Below are 21703 nucleotides of genomic sequence, written 5' to 3'. Positions count from 1 at the left end.
GGGTCTCCTTTATTAATTGATTTCAATCATTAATCAATCTAAAATTCTTCGTAAGTGGCTGGATCTTGATTATGAGTTCGACCATCTGGTTTGGTTAACGAATCAATCGTTTCCATATCTTCAGGAGTAATCTCAAAGTCAAAGACGTTCAGGTTGCCACTCTGTCTACCAGGATGAGCTGACTTAGGAATTGGCAGCGTCCCTAACTGAATCTCCCAGCGTAAAATCAATTGACCAACGTTTTTATGGTACTTAGCGGCCATATCAACCAGAACTGGGTTCTTTAACATCTCACTAGCACGACCAAGTGGACTCCAGTCCTCGGTTAAAATGCCGTGTTCCTCATCATAGTGACGCATATCAGCCTGATTAAAGTAGGGATGAAGTTCAATCTGGTTAATTGATGGCATGACACCCGTCTCATCAACTAACTTGTCCAGATAGTCTGGTAAGAAGTTGCAGACTCCAATCGTCCGAATCAAACCGTACTGTTGAGCATCAATCAGTGCTTGCCATGCTTCAACGTAGTTACCCTCTTTAGGATTAGGCCAGTGCAACAAGTAGATATCAAAGTAGTCTAGACCAGCCCGATAAAGTGACTCCTGAATGGCATTAATGGCGCTCTTTCGGTCGTAGTAACGGCCTGGCAACTTTGAAGTTACCAACAAATCAGAACGGCGCACGTTCGAATTTTCAATTCCACGACCAACGGCCCCTTCGTTTTCGTAGTTATAGGCAGTGTCGATCAACCGGTAACCCTTATGAATGGCAGAAGTAATCGCCATTGCACCTTCAAAACCTTTTAAAAGATAGGTTCCAAAACCAATCTTTGGAACTTGCATTCCGTTATTTAACGTATAATACTCATATTCCATGATGAGAACTCCTCTCAATGTGTTTCTACGATTAGGATAAGCGGAATGAATATTCGTTTCAAGCAAGTCGATTTGTGATAGGATAGTAGTTACGATTTAAGGAGTGATAACGTGAAAAAGAAAAACCAAAAAAATAACGGATCCTTCAACTTTCGAGGATTCTTCCATTTAATTCGACAAACTAAACCCCACTACTGGCAACTAATGATCGGACTAGTTCTTGGTCTAGTCGCTACCGGAACCCAACTGACGGTCCCAAAGATTGCCCAGGTCATGGTAAACGACTTCGCCAAGGGCGTGAGTCTAGTATTGATTTTTGCCATGGTTATTTTATTCGTCTTAAGTGCCCTCATTAACGCGGGCTCAGGAACGCTCTTGGGGTTCTTTGGTGAAGACGTCGTGGCTAACCTTCGAGAACTACTATGGGAGAAAATGGTGAAGTTAAACGTTCACTATTTTGACAGCGTGAAGACCGGAAAAATGACCTCACGGCTCGTGAGTGACACGGACCAGATCAAGGACTTACTGTCAGTTTCATTTCCCAACACGATTACGTCGATCTTTCAACTAATTGGAGCCTTAATCATCATGCTCATCATGGATTGGCGAATGGCCTTAATCATGTTCATTGCTATCCCCATCGTCATGACCGTGATGCGACCAATCATTCACAAGTCAAGCCAGATTGGAAAGTCGCGTCAGGACCAAATGGCAGATTTCAGTGGAAAAGCTCAGGAAACTTTAAACGAAATTCGTTTAGTCAAATCATCAAATGCCGAGCCGTACGAAACCAAGGCTGGTTCTAACTTGATTCACAATCTGTATCGAATCGGGCTCAAAGAATCGGTCTACGATTCCATTGCAGGTCCCATCTTGAACACGGTCATGATGGCCATGATCGTCGGTATTTTAGCCTATGGTGCTCATCGGGTTGCCATTGGCGCCATGACCATTGGAACCATGTTCGCCTTTCTAATGTACCTGTTTCAAATCATTGGGCCCGTTAGCATGCTGGGTCGTTTCGTCACTGACCTTTCTAAAGCCAATGGTTCTACCGAACACGTCCGAGAACTCCTCATTGAGCCCGAAGAAGACTTTGCGTCAGGCTTCTCAGATGATATTGGTGGTAAAACATTGCGCCTCAATGACGTTAGTTTCGCCTACGACCCCGACGAACCGGTCCTAAGAAACGTCAACGTTGCGGCCAAGCCCAATCAAACCACGGCCTTCGTCGGACCTTCTGGAAGTGGAAAATCAACCATCTTCAGTTTGATTGAACGTTACTACCAGCCAACGTCTGGCACCCTTACGATTGGGAAAGAAAACATCGAAGACATTAACCTTTCTAACTGGCGGCATCAAATCGGACTGGTTAGTCAGGATTCAGCCATCATGGCGGGGACGATTCGCCATAACTTGACCTATGGACTAGACGAACAGTTCACTGATGAACAACTCTGGCACGTCCTAAGCCTGGCGTACGCGGAGGGTTTTGTAAGGGAGATGCCTGAAGGACTTTCCACTCAAGTTGGCGAACGAGGAATCAAGGTCAGTGGTGGTCAAAGACAACGACTAGCGATCGCCCGGGCCTTTTTGCGGGATCCAAAGATTTTGATGCTTGACGAAGCTACCGCCAGTCTTGATTCACAATCAGAGGCCATGGTTCAAAAGGCACTTCATCAACTTATGAAGGGTCGTACCACTCTCATCATTGCTCACCGATTGAGTACCATCGTTGATTCAGACGACATTTACTTTGTTGATCACGGTGAAATCAGTGGGCATGGAACTCATGAAGAGTTAATCAAGACCCTGCCCAAGTATCGCGAATACGTTAAAATTCAATTTAAAAAATAAAGAATTCAGCAATGAATTCTTTTTTTGTGTCACAAATCGGGGTTTTCCTGTTATACTTTAAGAATTATTTAAGAAATTGGAGGTTACATTTGATGGACAATAAAAAGTTATCATTATTTGCGTTAGTCTTAATGATCTTTACATCCGTCTTCGGATCAGCGAACATTTCCAGAGCGTTCTACCTAATGGGGTATGCCTCAATCATCTGGTACATCTTGGCAGCGCTCTGCTTCTTCATCCCGTTCGCGTTCATGATTGCGGAGTTTGGTGCGGCTTTTTCAGAAAAGCACGGTGGCATCTACACTTGGATGAGCGAATCGGTTAATCCTAAATTCGCCTTCACGGGAATCTCCATGTGGTATGCTTCCGCCATCATCTGGATGGTCAACACCAGTTCCGCCATCTGGGTCCCACTTTCAAATGCAATCTTCGGCGTTGATAAAACGTCAGATGCTCACCTCTTTGGACTTTCAAGCGTTGAAACCATCGGCCTTTTAGCCGTCCTCTTGATGATCGTAATTACGTTCATCGCTACCCGTGGAATCAGTCAAATTCAGAAGGTCACTTCAATCGGTGGGTTTGCGGCCATGTTAACCAACGTAATCCTAATTGTTGGGGGTGCCATCATTCTTTTAATTAACGGACACACCTTTCAGCCGCTCTCCTGGAAAGCCGTCTTAGTGTCACCTAATCCGCAATACGATTCATTGATTAACGTCCTCGGATTTATCGTATACGCCATCTTTGCCTACGGTGGACTAGAAACCATTGGAGGCCTCGTCGATCAAACCAAGACTCCCGAAAAGACTTTCCCTAAGGGAATCACCATCTCGGCCATCACCATTTCCGTTGTCTATTCGATTGGCATTTTCATGGTCGGAGCTTTTACGAACTGGAACCAGGTCTTGGGTTCAAAACACAACATTAACCTAGTCAACATCCCCTTTGTCATCATGAATAACTTTGGTTATCAACTGGGGACCGCCCTGAACTTTCCTCATGGTGTCTCCGTTCAAATCGGAATGTGGGTCAGCCGTTACGTTGGGGTTTCCATTTTTCTTGCGTTAAGTGGGGCCTTTATTACGCTCGTTATTTCGCCAATCAAGACGATCGTGGAGGGTACTCCCAAAGAAATCTGGCCGAAGTTCTTTACCAAAATCAACCGACACAACGTACCAGGTAACGCCATGATGATTCAGGGACTCTTAGTCATCTTGTTCATCCTCGTAATCTCGTTTGGAGGACAAAGTGCCAAAGCTTTCTTCAACATTCTAGTTCAGATGACCAACGTGGCCATGGTAATTCCGTACCTGTTCATTGCCTTCTCGTTCATTGGTTTTAAAGCCAACCAGAAAATCAAGAAGCCCTTTGTCTTCTACAAAAATTCACTGGTCGCTAAATTAGCAGTCTGTGTCGTAATGTTGACGGTCGGGTTTGCGATCATCTTTACGATTATTGCCCCCGCTTTGAGCGGCAACTACGTAAGCAGTATCTGGATGGTCGTTGGGCCAGTACTGTTTGGTATTGTGGGTTATCTTTTGTACCACCACTACGAAAAGAAATATCTAAGTAAATAAGCAAAAATGAGACGTGCCCTTTGGTGAGGGGCGTCTCATTTTTTATTAATAAATAATACTTTAATTTAAATTTATTACATCCAATAAGGACACAAAGTTATCTAAAGATATAGCGTATACTGTGTGTAGACAACTTCAATGATATTTTGATCAAAATAAAGAGAGAAGTAAAAGTCATGAGCAATAGACATTTATATAATTGTCAGGAAGGCTGCCCAGTCGAAAGTACATTACAAATAATCTCTGGCAAGTGGAAAAGTGTTATTTTATATCACTTATTTAAAAGCAAAGTAGTTAGATTTAATTATTTAAATAAACAGATCAATGGCTGCTCAAAACGTATGTTGGCACTACAATTAAAAGAACTAGAAAACGATAATATCATTGAAAAGAAGGTCTACCCTGTCGTTCCACCAAAAACAGAATACAAAATCACTAAATTTGGTGAATCACTAAAACCGGTCATTGATGAGATGGAAAAATGGGGAAAACTGTATAATTCAATCAACGACGACCAAAGATAAAGCTTTCAGCCACAGTAATCTAAATTATTTAGTGAAAATCTTGTAACCTAGTAACAAAAATTACATTATTGTAAAGCATCATTTTCTCCTTAAAATTAACAGTAACTTAAATAAGGAGATTATATAGATAATGAAAAAGAACATGAAGGCAATTGGCTTTACTAAATATTTATCAATTAAAGATCCAGAAAGTCTATTTGAATTTAGTACAGAGGTTCCCACCCCTAAACCACATGATTTATTGGTTAAGGTAGAGGCTGTGTCGGTAAATCCTGTTGATGTGTATACTAGACGTGCTCAACGAAAGCAACTTGCTCATCCCAAGATAATGGGATGGGATGCATACGGAACTGTCATTACGACTGGAGCGGAGACGAGCATTTTTAAAGCCGGTGATAAAGTTTTCTATGCTGGATCGTATAAGCGTCCTGGAAGCGACAGTGAGTATCAATTAGTCGACGAAAGAATCGTAGGGCATGCACCTCAAAAATTAAGTATTGAAGAAATTGCTGCGATGCCACTAACCAGCATAACGGCATGGGAAGCAATGTTTGAACAGATGGATATCGATATTAATGATACCGAAGGTAACGCGTCAAAATCTATTTTAATCATTAACGGAGCTGGGGGAGTTGGTTCGGTAGCAACACAATTAGCCCATCTGGCAAATTTGAACATCATTGCAACTGCAGGAAACGAAACGACTAAGCAATGGGAATTACATCATGGAACTGATCATGTTGTTGACTATCACGACAATATTGTTGATCAGGTTCATGATTTAGGGTTTAAGCACGTTGATTATATTTTAGAATTAGTAAATCTCGACGCTTACTGGTCAACCATCACAAAATTAATTGGTCCAAACGGAAACATTGCATCCACCACTGGATCCGGTCGAAATTTGAACTTTAGTTCATTAAAGTCACGGATGGTAAGATTTGGCTGGGAATGGATGTACGAAAAATCGTGGTACCAAACACCCAACATGATTACACAACACCAAATCTTGGATAAAATAGGAAAACTACTTGATGAGGGCAAAATTAAAAGTACACTAACTAAAACAATGAGTCCCATTTCTGCCAAAAATCTTCGTGAAGCAACCAGTATGGTAGAGTCCCATCAAATGATGGGAAAAGTTGTTGTAAAACGATAATCAAATAATTAATTCGTACCATAAAAAGGGCTAATCTTTAATGATTAGCCTTTTTTATTTCTAAAACTCCTTGAAAATAACCCGCTTCGCTTGAAGCTTCTAACTCATGTATAATAGTTATAAGACATCGTTTACCGCAAAGCACTAAGAGGAGAAAACATTATATGGAATTATTAGTTTCAATGTTTCCGATACTAGTCCCAATAATTCTGCTGGGCTTTTTAAACATGCCAGCTTTAAAGGGAATGAGTGTAACGGCAATACTTGTTATTTTAGCTAGTTTATTAGTTTGGAAAATGCCAGTGAAGGCTCTGGCAGCTTCGGCCATTCAAGGAGTCCACAAAAGCCTGACAATTGCTTGGATCCTTCTTGGGGCACTGTTATTACTAAGAGCACTGGAATATACCGGATCAGTTGACCGGATTAACGCTGGCTTCACCAATTTAACCACCGACATGCGCCTGCAAGCCATCCTAATTGTCTTTTTATTTGGTTCCCTAATCGAGGGGGTCTCAGGCTTCGGTGCACCAGCCATGGTCACCGCGCCACTGCTAATTGCTTTGGGATTTAAACCGCTCTCTTCAATCGTTTTAGCCCTTGTGGCCGACTCAACGGCCGCCTCGTTTGGAGCCGTTGGGACTCCTTTAACAGTTGGTCTAAGTAACACCGTTAATACGGCTGAGATGGGAAAAGTCGGGTTAAAGATTGCTAACCTCGAGTTAATCAGTGGGACCCTTGTTCCACTAATCCTAATCGTGATGCTAGTCTTTTTGCTTCCCAACCAATACACCAAAAACCGCTTCAAATCAGTTTTACAGGTCACCCCATGGTGCATTGCCATTGGCTTAATCTATTCCGTTTCAACCATTATCAGTCAATTATTACTGGGGTACGAACTAACATCCGTTATCAGCCCCATCATTGCACTAATCTTTGCCATCCTAAGTATTAAGTTCAACATCTTACTCCCAAAGGATGTTAAGAAAAATCCATGGAAGCAGTCCGAAAAAGTAACCATCAAAGAGCCCCGAACCGATATTTCACTAGTAAGGGCATGGTTACCCTACGTCCTTGTGGTCGTTTTACTGGTAATTCCCAAACTCGTCAAACCGGTCCACAACTGGTTAAACAGTCACGTCAACCTATCATTAACCAACATTCTTGGCTTTAAGGCAATTGACTCGAGCTGGCTCCTTTTATCTTCACCGGGAACCGTCCTCTTGATCGTTGCCATACTAACGGTCCTGCTTCGTGAAGAATCATTTCGCTCGTTTTCACACGAAGCGTGGGACGTGGTGAAGTCAATGAAGACCACACTTTTGACCCTAATTGTGACTTTAATCATGGTCCAAGTCTTTACTAACACCAATTTTAACGGCGCTAAGCTAGACAGCATGCCCGGTTACTTGGCATCGTTTATGGCTACGCACCTGCATGGCGTCTGGTTAGCAATCGCACCAATCTTAGGTGCGGTTGGATCATTTGTCACCGGGAGCACCACCGTATCTACCCTGACTTTCTCGTCAATTCAGGCTGATGTCGCCGTGGACGCTGGCTTAGACAAATTTCTTATCCTTGCCGGTCAGGTCATCGGCGCCGCCGTTGGAAACATGATTTGTGTTTACAACATTGTTTCCGTGAGTGGCGTAGTTGGATTGAAGGGGCAAGAGGGCACGGTAATGAGGAAGACGGCCATTCCGGCGGCGGCCTACCTCTTCTTCCTCATTATCTCCATCTTCGTATTTAAATAATTACAGGTAAACAAAAATCCATCCCAATTAATTTTGGGATGGATTTTTTTCAGATTTAGTTGTCGAAATTTTTAATCTTTAAACGTCCAAACTTCGTTAAGTAAAAAGCCAATAAATCCTAGAATCAGGATTAAATCAGTCCACATGACGGAAAGATGAGAAATTCCGATTATTACCAAAAGAAACACCAGCAGGGTCACAACCCCACCCCAAACACGTTGCTTGGAGGTAATTTCACCCGCAATCTCCATCGCTGGATTCTTAATAAATAAAGTGACCGCCCAAATGATGATACAGAGGGCACTTAAAATAATCAAAATCCAGTCAATGAAACCAATGGGAAAACCGTAGATGATTTCCTGGATCCCCTCAACCACGCTGGTTCCAAATAAAATCATGGCCATGGCCGTCCACAGTAAACTGATACGACTAGTAAATGCGTTTTTCTTCATATTTAACACCTACCTTTAGATAAATTTTAACATATATTTAACTTTGAAAGGAAAATGTTGAAGAAAAAGGGACTGACATCGCCTGTTCAACAATGTCAGTCCCTAAAAATACTTTATAGCGCTGCTTTAAGTTTTATCTCTGATCAGCGGCCCACTTAGCAAAATCAGTCCAAATTTGCCGCTTTTGTTCCTCATCATCAGCGCCCTTTGACTCCTTAATCGTCGAAGCTAACTTGGTCTTTAAGGATTTCTTCTGATCAGCCGTCAAATTCTTCACCGATTCGGTTAAATTAACCTGGCCCTTTTCCATTCCCTGAGTAGCCAAGTTCAAGGTCCCATGCTCGTGGCTGTTTTCAATAAACGACCAAATTGGGATGATGATAAATAATGTCAGCGCAATTCTCGGAAAGAAAAACGCCAGAATAATCAAAATGACGTACGCCGCGATTGAATAGTTAAAGTTACGGGCAAAAATATAGTTGAAAACTTCATGTTGCTTGGAGTGCTTTCGGTACTTGACTTCCGCAATTTGCGACACAATGATGCGAAAGACCACCAACAAAATCAGTGAAAGGGCGCCATAAAGCATCACCGTGATTTGCGATGTATCGTCGGTCATAAGCTTTGTAAAAGTCGGAATTAACGACATGAAAAAGAGGAACACCAGGTCCATGACAACCGTCTTGTTGGCGACTTTTTCGGTATCGTTGAATACTTGAGCATGCTGGTACCACAAGTTCCCAACAAAACAGAAACTAACGGCATAGATTCCAATGGCACGAAATAGAACCAGATACTCAACGTTTCCACCCATTTTCTCAATCGGCAATTCCAACACCATTACGGTAATAATGATGGCAATAATGGCGTCACTGAAGGCATCAAGTCGATCTTTCATTTTTTTCTTGATTTCACCCATAACGTTTCCTCACTTTGATAGATTTACGCTAATTATAGCACGCCATTATGGAGATTTTAAGCCCATCAGAAAAGCGTTTCACAATTACCAACGTTATGTTTAATTTACATGAAACAAAAAAGGCTATCAATTATTTGATAGCCTTTCGTTTGGCAAAACATCTCATAATTACAATCACTGATTGACCGTCTTTATGGTGTTCCACTATCTTTTGAACCATACTTGATGCTCCAATTAAGCGTAGCATCATATCCTCCGGTACTACCGACGGCACTTCCACTCTGGTTCATCCTTAAATCAAGTCCTTGATTAGCATTCCATTTAATTGGAGTCGTAATCTTACCATCTTCCTTTTTCCCAGGATAGTTGTAAACCTGGACGTTGCCAGATCCTGGGTTCAAAATGGTGGGTTGCTTGCTGCTTAAGGCAAAGTAAGCCAGTGAAAATGGTGAACCGGGTCTTCCAATCTCATGTGGATTTTCAGGAGTATTCTCCTGAGAGAGCCAGACACTGTACGGACTCTTAACACGACGATCATCGGTTAAACTAGCAACCTCATAACCCTTGTTGATGTCAATCGGAGTCTTTTTCTTACCGAGGTTTCTCGGTTGCATGTATTGATCCTTAAAGAAGTAGTCATTTTGAAATCCGTAATCTAAATCTTGCGGTTGATTCAAAACAACTGATCCATTATAGAAATTATACGTTTCTTTTCGTCCTTGAAACTTAAGTGAATCCTGGTTGCGATCGGTTCCCGTCAATTCAGGAATTGAACTCATATTATCAGGATTATTGTCACCAAGTTGAATATCAGCGGTAATATTAGTTACCTCTCTACCATTCATGTCTGGAAGGTTCTTAATCGTAATCTTCTTCGCGTTCTTAAAGTTAGGATTGGAATCCTTCCCACTAACCTTATAATCGGTGGTGTCACTGACCGTGTAATCACTACTACTAATTGGTTCTCCGTTAACATCAATATTCTTGATGTCTTTAATACTTGGAACCACAAACGAATACGAACCGTCCTTAAACTGCGTACCTTCAATCATGTTATGAAGGGCAATCTTGTACTGAACTTCACTTCCGTCTTTGACGTCGGTCAGATTATTAGTCCAAGTCTTGCCGCCATCGTTTGACATCTGGTTCTGCAGAATAACCCGCGGCTTAACGTTGTCGTATGGGTTACTCGACATTTCAACGGTTGCTTGACTCGACTTAACAACTCCGTCATCCGGTGCCGTAAAGTTACTTCCCTTAGCGGTTACCGTATTCTGTTTGGTACTAGGATCTGGGTCGGTAATAATCGTTCGAAATCCAACTGAATCAGGTTTCCCGTCATCGTCGATGGGTTCAATTCCGTTAGGATACTCAGCCACGATTTGATCGTTATCGTCCAGGCCACGCATCCCTAGATTGGTCATATCATCCGTGACCTTAACGTTATCCCAGGTATTTCCTAAACCATTATCCTTATAGTTGTAGGTGTCGACCTTATAAAGCATCACGTCTCCAACCTTAGCGTTGGTGACAAGATCCTTAAATTCACTCGGATCGATTTCCTTAATCATGTCATTAGCGGCACCGGTATCACTATCGTAAGGATTAATATCTTTATACTTCCCCTCACGTTGAAGTGCACTTAAATCACACACTAATTTCTTAACACCAGGAATCTGTGGGATTTCGGTGTTAGCAATCGCACTAACCATGTTTAACGCACCAGTGGCACCAGTAAATCCCCACCAGGCGTAGTTACCGTTAAACTGACTTAGAGGAACGTTCTCGGTCGTCGTGTGCTCCGTTACGCCACTAATTGGATGACCGGATTTAGGGTCATTATAAGTAACCGTTGCGGTGGCATGATTCGACCTAGAATTACTGTCTGGCTGCCAGTTATTAGGCATCCACTTGTAGGTGACCGGAATCCATGCTCCCTGATTAGCCGTCAGTGAAGGCGTCTGGCTATAGTCTCGATGGTGAATCCCAATGTGGTCTTGGTTGTGCCAATTAAACGGCCCGTTAAACTCATCGGGATAAATGAAGGCCGTATGCGGAATTCCTCGGGGTAACTTATGGTCACTATAATCACCGTTGTAGTACGGATCAAACTCAAACGACAAGGCATTGTGAATATACTGCGTATCCAGATAAGCCTCTTCGGGGTCTTCACCCTTATTGATCTTGACTGATGATGTTCGCACGTTTCCGTATGACCCTAGTGATTCACCCGATGATCCGATGGCATTAGGATTGTCATTTTGCAGGGTAAACGTTAGTCCATCAGCTAAAGTCTTGACTTTTTTGGGATTCTTCATGTAAACATAAAACTTAATTGTAAACGGTTTTTGTAAATCAACTTGGTTCTTCCACCACATGGTTTGGGCAGAATGATCATCACCAGTATTATCAGTTACCACCTGGACGTTGGGATATCTTTTTTGAATGCTCTCATTCGGTTGAACCCCAGCAAACATAAATTCGTCCATTGATGGACCTGATTCTGGCGGTGCAGGAATGTTATACGGATTATCTGGATCCGCATTAACACTCATCATCGCGCCACAAATCATAAATACAGCAGTACAAACCACTCCTATTAATAGCTTATAAAGTACTTCTCTTTTTATTCTCATTTTTTCTCAATTCTTTTTATTTTTCTTTTTGTGATAGAACATCCGACAAATCCAAAAAATAATCCAAATCTCGATGGTCAAAAATACCACAATTAGAACCGGTACGTATGACCCTACTTGGTTTGATAACTTTAGTGGGGTAAACGTCTTGTGCAATCGAACCATTTGCTTGTCAGAATGGATCATAACATCCATCCGATACCTACCAGGCTGCAATTTTTGATTGGGAATTGTCCACACCAAAGGAGTATTCGGAGCAATACTGACATCTGAATATTCCTTTACCGTATCCAATTTTTCGTTATGAAAAACTTTGACTCGCACCCTCGCATGTTGAATCAGCTGTGGGTAATTATTCTTAATCGTAACTTTAAACGCATTTAATCCATCATAATTTCCACTCTCAATGTTTGAAATTTTTAAACGATCTAATTTCAATCCATCCTGTCCATTTAACGAAACTCCAATAACATAACTGGCTAAACTGTTAACCTTCTCGTTTGAAACGGAAGGATCCACTCCCGTAGCAGTGATACCAGCAAGTTCTGTTCCCATAACTCGTGAATTCGTCCTGATTCGGTAATTGACTACCTTACTTGAACCTGGGGCTAAATTCACGTCTCTTTTAAGCTTTCCAACAACTTGTTTAGAAACCGAATTCTGATCATTTTTAAGCACGCTTGGATTAGCGTATGAAATACTGCCACTCGACGTGGTCGTTGCATTATTCAGCGTTAACCTAATTTTAAGGGGACGGTCGTCGTGATTTTTCAAAAGAAGCGGGAGCTGGTATTCCCGATTCGGTTTAGCTTGAATCGCAAAATACTCCTTACCCTTTTGAAGCGGAAGTCCACCCAAAACTGGCGTGACAGAAAATGACGTATAGTCATCCGAATTGGCCTTAGAAGTTATTGGCACAAATAGTTCAATCAACAAAACTCCAACTAAAATTATAATTTTAATTAGTTTTCGCATTTGAATTTTATTTCGAATTCTTCAATTCTAATTTTTTAATGAAATGACGGTTTAATATAATCAGAAAAGCAATAAAGAGAAAAATTACTCCGGCTACCATTGTTCCCCATTGGAGCATTTGTCCTGTTTGAGGTAACGTACCGTGTTGCTCTCCACTAACAGCAATGGTTGGTGGAATTTTAGTGCCTTCTGATTCAGAGGGACCCGGAGTTTTACTAGCCATGTCTTCGGGCTGACCACCCTGTCCATTGGGTGCCGGGGTTACATTTCTACCAACACGAATTGTGGTGTTTGAATTAGATTCGCTCTTTGCAAACGAAGCAACGTTCAACCCTAATCCAATGGCCACTAAAATCGTTAATCCAGTTAACAATACCATCCTTAAAAACTTAGAAAATTGTATTCGCATTTGTACATCTCCCAACCTAGTTATTTAGATTGATCGTTTCTTTTATCAAGTTCTGCTTGCTGTGAGGCAATCAACTTCTTTTGTTTTTGGTGTTGACGGTACAGAACGTAGCTTAAGATCAAGATTAAGATTAACAAGATAATCAATAGGATGATCCACCACCAGTTTTTATTAGCATTATTGATTGCTGCTTGAGCAATTGAAATATGGAAATCTTTTTCAATGTCCCACTTATTTCCGTTAATGTCCGAAGCCTGCAAACTCAAATGATAATTACCGGGTAACAACGCATTTTTGCCAAAATTATTCATAAAATTAAAGTTGGAATTTGGTGCCATACTCAAGCTACCCTGATTTGCCTTACTCAAGACCTTCTTCGGATTACTCTTTCGGTAAATCTTGTCTTTTAAATGCATTTGACTAATCGTCGTGGGCTTCTCGTTTGCCAACTTGGTATAAATCACCGGTTCACTAGCTACCTTTCCCGGTTTAATGGTTTGGGCCGTGAGCTTCGGCTTAATGGCTTGATTAGTGTTGTCACGAAGATAGACGGGCATTGCTAAAGCAAACTTATTATTAACACTAACTCCCCTTAACTTAGCTGCAGAAGGTGGCAATTGTGGGCTAACGTACAGTCCACCCATGATGACACCCTGATAGGTCTTGTCCGGAGCTTTGACGTTAAAGTTAACGTTGGTTCCCTTGTTAGGAGCTAAGTTAATCGTCTGCTTCTTGTCGCCTTGGACTAAATCTTTGAATTTATACTTCAAAGTCTTATCAGTCGGAAACTTATTGGTGGGATTGAGCGCAATGGCACCACCACCGGAAGTAAAAGCAGTCGTCGGTTCAATACTAAAGGACTGGGGTGACTTGGATAAATTAACGATGCTCAAACTAATTTGTTGGGTTTGACCCGGCTTGGTTTGAACAAAAATCACTCCATCTTGCTTAATTTGATTCTTAGTGTAATTTGGTTTAACCGCAATTGATGGACCTTGGGCTGCATTCGTTTTTAAGGTTCCAAGGACTGGAATCATCAAAAGAATGGTTGCAACGGCAAGTAAAAACGGTAACCAGGCTTTTTTTAATCTTGATAAAATTACAATCACGTCCTAATTACTTAATTAATTTTCTTGTTTATTAAAAAGAAGACAAACCGCACTTGGCCTGTCTTCTCGGTTATATAATACATCTTTAAAAAGAACTATTAGGCAGTTGGGTTTTGTGGGCCTTGTGCGTTAAGAGTCCAAATAATTGGTGCGTTGTAATCAGCTGGGGTAACGTTAGCTGGCATGTTCAAACTAGCGTCAGTACTCTTTGAGTAGTTAACTGAAGTCGTTCCTAAACCTTGACCAGCGTTAGCTGAAAGAACTTGGGAAGCATTGTTAGATCCAGCGTTAAGTAATGGAGTATTAACTTCAACGTCACTTCCGACAGTATTCGTATGAGCAGTTTGATTTAATTGAACACCCCAACCATTGCCAGGTTGATCATTAAATTGACCTAAAGCGGCTGAAACACTCCAACCAGCACCATTTGGTTGATCTTTAACGGTACGTCCATCAACAACCACTAATTGTGGCTTACCATTACCGGTTTGGTTATCATGCAATGGAATCCCGAATTGTGGATTATTGTTGTTAGCTGCTTCACCGAAGTTTAAATCAGGAACTTCTTGCAAAGTTAAGTATCCGGTTCTTACTTGAACGTGAGCCTTTGATTGCCCTTGTACAGAACCAGTAGTGTCATTAGGAGTTGCACTAGTGTCTGCTGGAAGAGCAACAGGAGCAGCATTTACATTAATGTTCTCCATGGCCACTGACAAACCTAAAACGGCTGCTAATGATGCCACACCCAAAACTAATTTCTTACCAATATTTGCTTCCATAAAAAACTACCTCCAAAAAATATATTATTTTATTGCTAGTAAATTGTATGTTTGTGATGGTGATAAAGCACCACAGACACGCAATCTAATAACATCTTTCACAAAGACATTATACCATAGAATAAAATCCTTGTGCAATAAAAATAGGAAAAATTTCACAACACCCACTTCTTTTCACAATATTCTAACAGAATACTGGCTTCATGCAAAAGTCTACTATTAGTATAACTTATATATCGATTATTTTTCAAGCTAAAAAAATCACGGTGACCAATTCGATCACCGTGACTTCAATTAATTCTTAATAATTAGTTAGTATAAATCTATCTTAGTACCAACCGTGTGATTGCCAGAATGCTTGAGCACCTGACCATGAACCGTAACGTGAAGTTACGTATTGGTTAGCAACACGATCTTGGTTAGCAGCTGAGTAGTCACCGTTTAAGTATGACTTAGATAATTGGTACTTACCGTAGTAGTTACCATTTGAAGCAGTGTATGAGCCACCTGATTCACGTGAAGTGATCCAAGCTTTGGCTGCATCGTCACCACCGTTGTTTGAGTAGCTAACGTTAGCTGGTTTAACATTAGTTTGTACAGCGTAAGTTCTTTGGTTAGTTTGTGGTGCTGCTGGAGCTGGAGTGCTCTTTTGAACTGGTGCTTGTACATTAGCCTTTGGTGCTTGGGTTGATTGAGCATTAGCTTGTTGTTGTGCTGGTTGTGCTTGTTGTACAGGAGCTTGAGCTGGTTGAGCAGCTGGGGCTTGTACATTAGCCTTTGGTGCTTGAGCTGGTTGAGCAGCAACTGGTTGTTGTACAGGTTGTGCAACCTTAGCAGCTGGGGCTTTAACAGCTGGAGTAGTCTTTGGTGCTTGGTAACTAGTAGTTTGTGCTGGTTGTGATACTGCGTTTGGAACAGTAACGCCAGTTGGGATTACTAATCTTTGTCCAACTGAGATTTGATCAACATTTTGTAAATGGTTAGCTTTGGCGATTTGGTTAGCAGAAACTTTGTATTGTTGAGCAATTTCTGAAACAGTGTCACCTGCTTTAACTGTAACGTTTGTTGAAGCGTGGGTGGTGTTAGCACCTACTGCTAATAAACCTAATGCTGCGGCACTTGATAAAACTACGGCCTTGATACTTTTTGACTTCATAATAATAATCACTCCTATATCTAAATTTCTTAACTAATTTTCGTTTTCCGGTTTTCTGTTTTTTAAATTCGTTGATCTCCTGTATCAATCAACAATGTATATACTAAACGGTAAACATTACACACAAATAACACAGTGTTTAAAAAAATCGCCGATTTCTGTTATTTTGTAACATAAGTAACATCTTTTGCAACATAACCCTAAAAATCACCGGATTATTGAGTGTTTTCTGTGTCATTTTGTAATTTTCGCTCGTTTTTTTGCCATATATCCCCTTCAATTTCTGCAAAATTACTCCAAAAAAAGTTTGACAACCATGTTTTCAGGTTAATTCAAGCTAGATTTTCCGTTTTTGACCAGTTTCTACTATAGTAGTGTAAAGATCATTAGATTCATATCGTCCTCATCCTCAGCTTTAACTTTCTCACTATCATTTCAATTTTAACCGCTCAGTTTCTACTAATTTTCTATTATTATGGTAGAAAACTTTTTTATGCTGTTTAAATTACCAGTATATTTTTGACGGTTAAACTTTTTATGACCTGTACCAATTTAGTAATCAAAAAATTATTTTGACCTTCTTATAATGAAGAAATGCGTCAAGTTAGGAATACTTTAGATAGCGCTTTCATATGTGGAACAATAAGGAATAAACCACTTTTTTTGGTAGCAGTAGTGTTATATAATTGGTCTTGTATACGAATAACTATAATTATTAAAAGGAGTGAGTATTAATGGCAACTGCTAACCGTGCATTATTCATGCTTTTCGGTGGCACTGGTGACCTTGCTTTGCGAAAGTTGTATCCAGCCTTATTTGAACTTTACAAAAAGGGCAGTATTGACAATCATTTTGCACTGCTGGGATTAGCTAGACGACCCCACACCGATGAGGAATTTCAAAAAATGGTTTTGGATTCCATCTCATCAGAAGCAGATAATCAAGAACAAGCTGAAGAGTTTGCTAGTCATTTTTACTTCAGATCTCATGATGTTACCAACGTGGAACATTATCAGGCCTTAAGTAAATTAGCCGACGAACTTGACAAGAAATACGAACTTAATGGTAATCGGATCTTTTATGTTTCAATGGCCCCAAGGTTCTTTGGAACCGTTGCTAAAAATCTGAAGGAACAACACGTTCTTTCAGACAATGGTGGCTTTAACCGCTTGGTAATTGAAAAACCATTCGGTCGAGACTACGAATCTGCTGAAAAACTAAATGATGAATTAACCGCTGCATTTAAGGAAGACCAAATCTTCCGCATCGATCATTATTTAGGCAAAGAAATGGTTCAAAGTATCCCAGTTATTCGATTCGGTAACCCCATCATCGATGCTGTTTGGAATCATAACTACATCGATAACGTCCAGATCACCCTATCCGAAAAACTTGGGGTTGAAGACCGTGCCGGATATTATGACACAGCTGGTGCTTTACGTGATATGATTCAAAACCATACCATGCAAATCATGACCCTCCTTGCAATGGACAAACCAGAATCATTTGTTGACACTGACGTTCGTGCTACGAAAGTCAAAACCCTTGAAAGCATGAACTTCTACGATACCGAGGGTGTCAAAGAAAACTTCGTTCGTGGTCAGTACGGAGCTGGTAGTGGTTCAGCTGCCTACCGTGACGAACCAGACGTTCCACACGATTCTAATAATGATACATTTGTTGCTGGAAAAGTAACTTACAATCTTCCGAGATGGGAGGGCACTCCTTTCTACGTTCGAACTGGTAAGAAGTTAAAAGCCAAGGCCACTAGAGTTGACATTGTCTTCAAAAAAGACATTAACAACATCTTCAGTAAAGCCGGTTTGCCAGATACTCTTAAAACCAACGTCCTCTCAATTTTAATTGACCCTCGTGGTGGAATTACATTGAGAGTCAACGTCAAGGACTCCAAACAAGGTTTCCACACCGAAACCATTGACCTCAGCTATCTACAAAATGATGCTCGAGCTTCAGAAGTTCCTCAACCATACGAGCGTCTTTTCCATGACATCTTAAATGGTGATCACACCAACTTCGCAAGCTGGCCAGAAGTCGCCGCCGCTTGGAAGTACGTTGACCCCATTCAGAAGTACTGGGACGAAACCAAACCTGATTTTCCTAACTACGAACCAGGCTCAATGGGACCAAAGGCAGCAGACGAGTTATTAGCTCGCGATGGTCACAGTTGGTACTTCCCTGCTGAAAAGTAAAGAAAGTGCTTACAAAATTTGAAGTTTCTATTTCACAATTCTAATGTGAAATGGTAAACTACTAGTGTAATGAATTAACATATATATTCGAAAAGGAAGGTATATTATGGCTGATAAAAAAGCAAACATCGGTGTTGTTGGTATGGCTGTTATGGGTAAGAACCTTGCCCTCAACATTGAAAGTCGCGGTTACACAGTTGCAATCTATAACCGTAGTGCAAGTAAGACTGAACAAGTAATGAAGGATCATGGCGACAAGCACTTGATTCCTAGTTACAACGTCAAGGATTTTGTTGAATCAATTCAAAAACCTCGTACGATCTTATTAATGGTTAAAGCTGGTAAGCCAACTGATGCTGTTATTGACGAATTACTACCATTGCTTGACAAGGGTGACACCCTTATTGATGGTGGTAACACTAACTTCCACGATACGATGGCTCGAAGTGAAAAACTTGCTAAGTCAGGTATTAACTTTATCGGAATGGGTGTTTCTGGTGGTGAACTTGGTGCCCTTAAAGGTCCTTCACTAATGCCCGGTGGTCAAAAAGAAGCCTACGACCGTGTTGCTCCAATCCTTGAAAAGATTGCTGCTAAAGCCGAAGACGGCGAACCATGTGTTACTTACATCGGCCCTAATGGTGCTGGTCACTACGTAAAGATGGTTCATAACGGTATCGAATACGGTGACGAAGAGTTAATTGACGAAACTTTCAATCTTTTAAGAAACGCTGCTGGTTACTCAGTTGACGACCTAGCAAAGATCTTCAAAGACTGGGACAAAGGTGAATTAAACTCATACTTGATCGAAATCACTGCTGACATCTTGACTAGAAAAGATGACTTAGGTGACGACAAGAACAAGCCAATCGTTGACGCAATCTTAGACCGTGGTGCCAACAAGGGTACTGGTAAGTGGAGTTCAATCGATGCCTTAGACATTGGTGCTCCTCAATCAGTTATCACTGAAGCTGTTTACGCTCGTTTCATCTCAATGATGAAAGACGAACGAATGGCTGCTTCAAAGGTCCTTCATGGTCCTGCCAAAGAACCTAAATTTGACAGCGACGAAATCGTTGAAAAGGCTCGTCAAGCATTATACTTCGGTAAAATCATGAGTTATGCTCAAGGTTTCGAACAAATGCGAATGGCCTCAGAACACTACGGTTGGGACTTGAAGTACGATGAATTAGCTAAGATTTGGCGTGCTGGATGCATTATCCGTGCCCAATTCCTTCAAAACATCACTGATGCCTTTGATAAAGATCCTAAGTTAACTAACTTGTTAATGGACCCTTACTTCTCAGACATCGCCAACAAGTACCAAGGTGCAGCTAGAGAAATCGTTGCTTTTGCTACTGAAGCTGGAATTCCGGTTCCATCATTGTCAGCTGCTGTTTCATACTTCGACTCATACAGAGCTCAAGTACTTCCAGCTAACTTGCTTCAAGCACAACGTGATTACTTCGGTGCTCACACTTACGAACGTACTGACCGTCCAGGTAACTTCCATTACCCATGGTACAAAGAACAATAAAATCAACGTTTTAAAAAGATCGACTTTAATAGTCGATCTTTTTCTATGTTTTTAGCTAACAAACAAGCATTATAGTCTAAAAAGCTGTATTATGATGATGTAGTAGATAGTTAAACAATTAGGGAGGAACAAAACAATGTCCGAACGAAAAGTATACAACGATTATTTCTATGACGAACCAGCTTTTAACACCCATGACGGTGGATACATTCCACTCGAGGTGCCCGATGTCCCAGAACACAAATTAAACATCCCTGAAGTCTTGAAGCCCGATAAAGAAACCGATACCGACATGTGGTACACGGTGGACGCTCAACCAGGCGAGACCCAGATCCTACCCGGTGAAAAGACTAAGACTTGGGGTTACAACGCTAGTATTTTAGGTAAGACCATCATTTTAAAAGAGGGTAAACACATGCACGTAACCTTGAAAAATGACTTACCAGTATTAACCACCTTCCATTGGCACGGACTAAATGTTTCCGGACCATACGTTGACGGTGGTTGTCACGCACCAGTTTACCCTGGTGAAAGCAGTGAAATTGAATTTACGGTGGATCAACCTGCTGCCACACTGTGGTTGCACGCTCATCCATGTCCAGAAACTTCTGAACAAGTCTACAAGGGCCTTGCAACTCCAGTAGTGGTTCAAGATGATATTGAGTCTAAATTACCCTTCCCAAGAAATTACGGGGTTGATGACATTCCCGTTGTCTTACAAGACCGTCATTTCCACAAGGGTAACCAACTAAACTACAAAGAAGACTATGACCCAGATGGTGTTCAGGGTCCAACGGCCATGATTAATGGTACCGTGAACCCTTACTTTGACGTTACCACCCAACGAGTACGACTCAGATTTCTTGACGGCTCCAACCGTCGTGAATGGCGTCTTCACTTCGATGACGACCTGAAGTTCACTCAGATTGGTTCTGACGGTGGAATTCTTCCTGAACCAGTTGAGTTTACTCATCTCATGATGGTTTGTGCCGAACGTGATGAAGTCATCGTTGACTTCAGTGGTTACAAGCCTGGTGATGAAGTTCAACTTTACTCCGATGATGTTCCCATCATGACGTTTAAGATTCATGAATTCGCACCAGATGACACCAAGTTGCCAGATCACCTCGTTGACATGCCACCATTTGCCAAGATTGACAAAGACGCTCCCGTTCATAAGGCAGCTATGTCTGGAATGGACGAATCCGTTGAAATCAACGGCAAGAAGTTTGACATGCAACGAATCGACGATCGCCAAGAAGTTGGCAAAGAACGAATTTGGGAAGTATCTAACTCCAACGAAATGGATGGCGGGATGGTTCACCCATACCACATGCATGGAACTCAATTCCGAGTACTTTCCAGAAACGGTGGTGACCCTTATCCAAACGAACACGGTTGGAAGGACACCATTGGAGTTAACCCCGGTGAAGTAGTTCGCCTGCAAGTTAAATTCGACTTCCCTGGCGTTTACATGTATCACTGTCACATCACGGAACACGAAGACGGTGGCATGATGCTCCAGATTCAAGCTTATGACAAGAATGATCCACACAAGAAGTACAAGTTAATGAACATGGATACCCTTTTGAACGCTCTTTCAAAAGAAGAGGGCATCCCAGTGAAGGACTTAGACATCCCAGCTATGAATTCATACAAAAAGATGGGAATCCACATGTGTTAATTAAAGATTATAAAACAGCTGCAGTGATGCGGCTGTTTTTTTGTGGGTAAAATCATTTATGTAATTTATTAATGTTAAAAATAAGCGTTATGAT

At 41.3% G+C, this 21703-nt stretch carries 17 protein-coding genes; 8 read left to right on the top strand and 9 right to left on the bottom strand.

What is annotated here, in order from left to right; all coding sequences use genetic code 11:
- Window positions 1-38: 38 nt before the first annotated feature.
- The gene (locus tag AC6UDD_RS06095) at window positions 39-875 is read right to left on the bottom strand and encodes an aldo/keto reductase (protein ID WP_500695847.1); all 837 of its coding nucleotides are present in this window, start codon (window positions 873-875) and stop codon (window positions 39-41) included.
- A gap of 111 nt (window positions 876-986) precedes the next feature.
- Here AC6UDD_RS06095 and AC6UDD_RS06090 point away from each other — a divergent pair, with 111 nt between their 5' ends.
- The 5 genes from AC6UDD_RS06090 to AC6UDD_RS06070 all read left to right on the top strand — a co-directional run bounded on the left by AC6UDD_RS06090 (window position 987) and on the right by AC6UDD_RS06070 (window position 7743).
- Window positions 987-2732 (top strand): ABC transporter ATP-binding protein, encoded by a 1746-nt coding sequence (locus AC6UDD_RS06090; RefSeq protein WP_500719682.1) that lies wholly within the window; start codon window positions 987-989, stop codon window positions 2730-2732.
- 92 nt (window positions 2733-2824) lie between these two features.
- Entirely contained in the window at window positions 2825-4309 is a 1485-nt protein-coding gene (yjeM, locus tag AC6UDD_RS06085) for a glutamate/gamma-aminobutyrate family transporter YjeM (protein ID WP_500719680.1), read from the top strand.
- A 176-nt stretch (window positions 4310-4485) separates the two neighbouring features.
- Complete coding sequence (locus AC6UDD_RS06080; RefSeq protein WP_500695850.1) at window positions 4486-4833, top strand: winged helix-turn-helix transcriptional regulator; 348 nt, start codon at window positions 4486-4488, stop codon at window positions 4831-4833.
- Between the two features lie 130 nt (window positions 4834-4963).
- Window positions 4964-5992, top strand: coding sequence for a zinc-binding alcohol dehydrogenase family protein (locus AC6UDD_RS06075; RefSeq protein WP_500719678.1), 1029 nt, complete (start codon window positions 4964-4966; stop codon window positions 5990-5992).
- 164 nt (window positions 5993-6156) lie between these two features.
- Window positions 6157-7743 carry an L-lactate permease gene (locus tag AC6UDD_RS06070; RefSeq protein ID WP_500719676.1) on the top strand — a complete coding sequence of 529 codons (1587 nt, stop codon included), beginning with the start codon at window positions 6157-6159 and terminating at the stop codon, window positions 7741-7743.
- 71 nt (window positions 7744-7814) lie between these two features.
- On the opposite strand, the gene AC6UDD_RS06065 is transcribed toward AC6UDD_RS06070, so the two are convergent.
- From AC6UDD_RS06065 to apf, 8 genes are all read right to left on the bottom strand, one after another.
- On the bottom strand, window positions 7815-8195 hold the full coding sequence (locus tag AC6UDD_RS06065) for a hypothetical protein (RefSeq protein ID WP_500694116.1): 381 nt from the start codon (window positions 8193-8195) through the stop codon (window positions 7815-7817).
- 133 nt (window positions 8196-8328) lie between these two features.
- Entirely contained in the window at window positions 8329-9114 is a 786-nt protein-coding gene (locus AC6UDD_RS06060) for a TMEM175 family protein (protein ID WP_500719673.1), read from the bottom strand.
- 191 nt (window positions 9115-9305) lie between these two features.
- Window positions 9306-11750, bottom strand: a complete 2445-nt coding sequence (locus AC6UDD_RS06055; RefSeq protein ID WP_500719671.1) for a lectin-like domain-containing protein — start codon at window positions 11748-11750, stop codon at window positions 9306-9308.
- Between the two features lie 6 nt (window positions 11751-11756).
- Window positions 11757-12725, bottom strand: coding sequence for a WxL protein host-binding domain-containing protein (locus AC6UDD_RS06050; RefSeq protein WP_500719668.1), 969 nt, complete (start codon window positions 12723-12725; stop codon window positions 11757-11759).
- Between the two features lie 7 nt (window positions 12726-12732).
- Entirely contained in the window at window positions 12733-13134 is a 402-nt protein-coding gene (locus tag AC6UDD_RS06045; RefSeq protein WP_500719666.1) for an LPXTG cell wall anchor domain-containing protein, read from the bottom strand.
- A gap of 20 nt (window positions 13135-13154) precedes the next feature.
- Window positions 13155-14243 carry a DUF916 domain-containing protein gene (locus tag AC6UDD_RS06040; RefSeq protein ID WP_500719662.1) on the bottom strand — a complete coding sequence of 363 codons (1089 nt, stop codon included), beginning with the start codon at window positions 14241-14243 and terminating at the stop codon, window positions 13155-13157.
- A gap of 98 nt (window positions 14244-14341) precedes the next feature.
- Window positions 14342-15022 (bottom strand): WxL domain-containing protein, encoded by a 681-nt coding sequence (locus AC6UDD_RS06035; RefSeq protein ID WP_500719660.1) that lies wholly within the window; start codon window positions 15020-15022, stop codon window positions 14342-14344.
- A gap of 328 nt (window positions 15023-15350) precedes the next feature.
- Window positions 15351-16178 carry an aggregation-promoting factor gene (apf, locus tag AC6UDD_RS06030; RefSeq protein ID WP_500719658.1) on the bottom strand — a complete coding sequence of 276 codons (828 nt, stop codon included), beginning with the start codon at window positions 16176-16178 and terminating at the stop codon, window positions 15351-15353.
- Between the two features lie 734 nt (window positions 16179-16912).
- On the opposite strand from apf, the gene zwf reads away from it, so the two are divergent.
- The 3 genes from zwf (at window position 16913) to AC6UDD_RS06015 (ending at window position 21609) form a co-directional block, all read left to right on the top strand.
- Window positions 16913-18388 (top strand): glucose-6-phosphate dehydrogenase, encoded by a 1476-nt coding sequence (zwf, locus tag AC6UDD_RS06025; protein WP_500719656.1) that lies wholly within the window; start codon window positions 16913-16915, stop codon window positions 18386-18388.
- 106 nt (window positions 18389-18494) lie between these two features.
- Window positions 18495-19925 (top strand): NADP-dependent phosphogluconate dehydrogenase, encoded by a 1431-nt coding sequence (gene gnd / locus AC6UDD_RS06020; protein ID WP_500719654.1) that lies wholly within the window; start codon window positions 18495-18497, stop codon window positions 19923-19925.
- Between the two features lie 136 nt (window positions 19926-20061).
- Window positions 20062-21609 carry a multicopper oxidase family protein gene (locus AC6UDD_RS06015; RefSeq protein WP_500719652.1) on the top strand — a complete coding sequence of 516 codons (1548 nt, stop codon included), beginning with the start codon at window positions 20062-20064 and terminating at the stop codon, window positions 21607-21609.
- Window positions 21610-21703 lie beyond the last annotated feature (94 nt).

It is taken from the genome of Fructilactobacillus sp. X2R1C3 (genome assembly GCF_059901425.1).
The sequence above is the reverse complement of the archived record's forward strand: the minus strand, read 5'-3'. Positions and strand labels throughout refer to the sequence as shown.

Bases quoted from the DNA above. Each gene is read 5' to 3' on its own strand.
- AC6UDD_RS06095 (WP_500695847.1), bottom strand. From the start codon at position 875: ATGGAATATGAGTATTATACGTTAAATAACGGAATGCAAGTTCCAAAG.
- yjeM (WP_500719680.1), top strand. From the start codon at position 2,825: ATGGACAATAAAAAGTTATCATTATTTGCGTTAGTCTTAATGATCTTT.
- AC6UDD_RS06080 (WP_500695850.1), top strand. From the start codon at position 4,486: ATGAGCAATAGACATTTATATAATTGTCAGGAAGGCTGCCCAGTCGAA.
- AC6UDD_RS06075 (WP_500719678.1), top strand. From the start codon at position 4,964: ATGAAAAAGAACATGAAGGCAATTGGCTTTACTAAATATTTATCAATT.
- AC6UDD_RS06070 (WP_500719676.1), top strand. From the start codon at position 6,157: ATGGAATTATTAGTTTCAATGTTTCCGATACTAGTCCCAATAATTCTG.
- AC6UDD_RS06065 (WP_500694116.1), bottom strand. From the start codon at position 8,195: ATGAAGAAAAACGCATTTACTAGTCGTATCAGTTTACTGTGGACGGCC.
- AC6UDD_RS06060 (WP_500719673.1), bottom strand. From the start codon at position 9,114: ATGGGTGAAATCAAGAAAAAAATGAAAGATCGACTTGATGCCTTCAGT.
- AC6UDD_RS06055 (WP_500719671.1), bottom strand. From the start codon at position 11,750: ATGAGAATAAAAAGAGAAGTACTTTATAAGCTATTAATAGGAGTGGTT.
- AC6UDD_RS06050 (WP_500719668.1), bottom strand. From the start codon at position 12,725: ATGCGAAAACTAATTAAAATTATAATTTTAGTTGGAGTTTTGTTGATT.
- AC6UDD_RS06045 (WP_500719666.1), bottom strand. From the start codon at position 13,134: ATGCGAATACAATTTTCTAAGTTTTTAAGGATGGTATTGTTAACTGGA.
- AC6UDD_RS06035 (WP_500719660.1), bottom strand. From the start codon at position 15,022: ATGGAAGCAAATATTGGTAAGAAATTAGTTTTGGGTGTGGCATCATTA.
- apf (WP_500719658.1), bottom strand. From the start codon at position 16,178: ATGAAGTCAAAAAGTATCAAGGCCGTAGTTTTATCAAGTGCCGCAGCA.
- zwf (WP_500719656.1), top strand. From the start codon at position 16,913: ATGGCAACTGCTAACCGTGCATTATTCATGCTTTTCGGTGGCACTGGT.
- gnd (WP_500719654.1), top strand. From the start codon at position 18,495: ATGGCTGATAAAAAAGCAAACATCGGTGTTGTTGGTATGGCTGTTATG.
- AC6UDD_RS06015 (WP_500719652.1), top strand. From the start codon at position 20,062: ATGTCCGAACGAAAAGTATACAACGATTATTTCTATGACGAACCAGCT.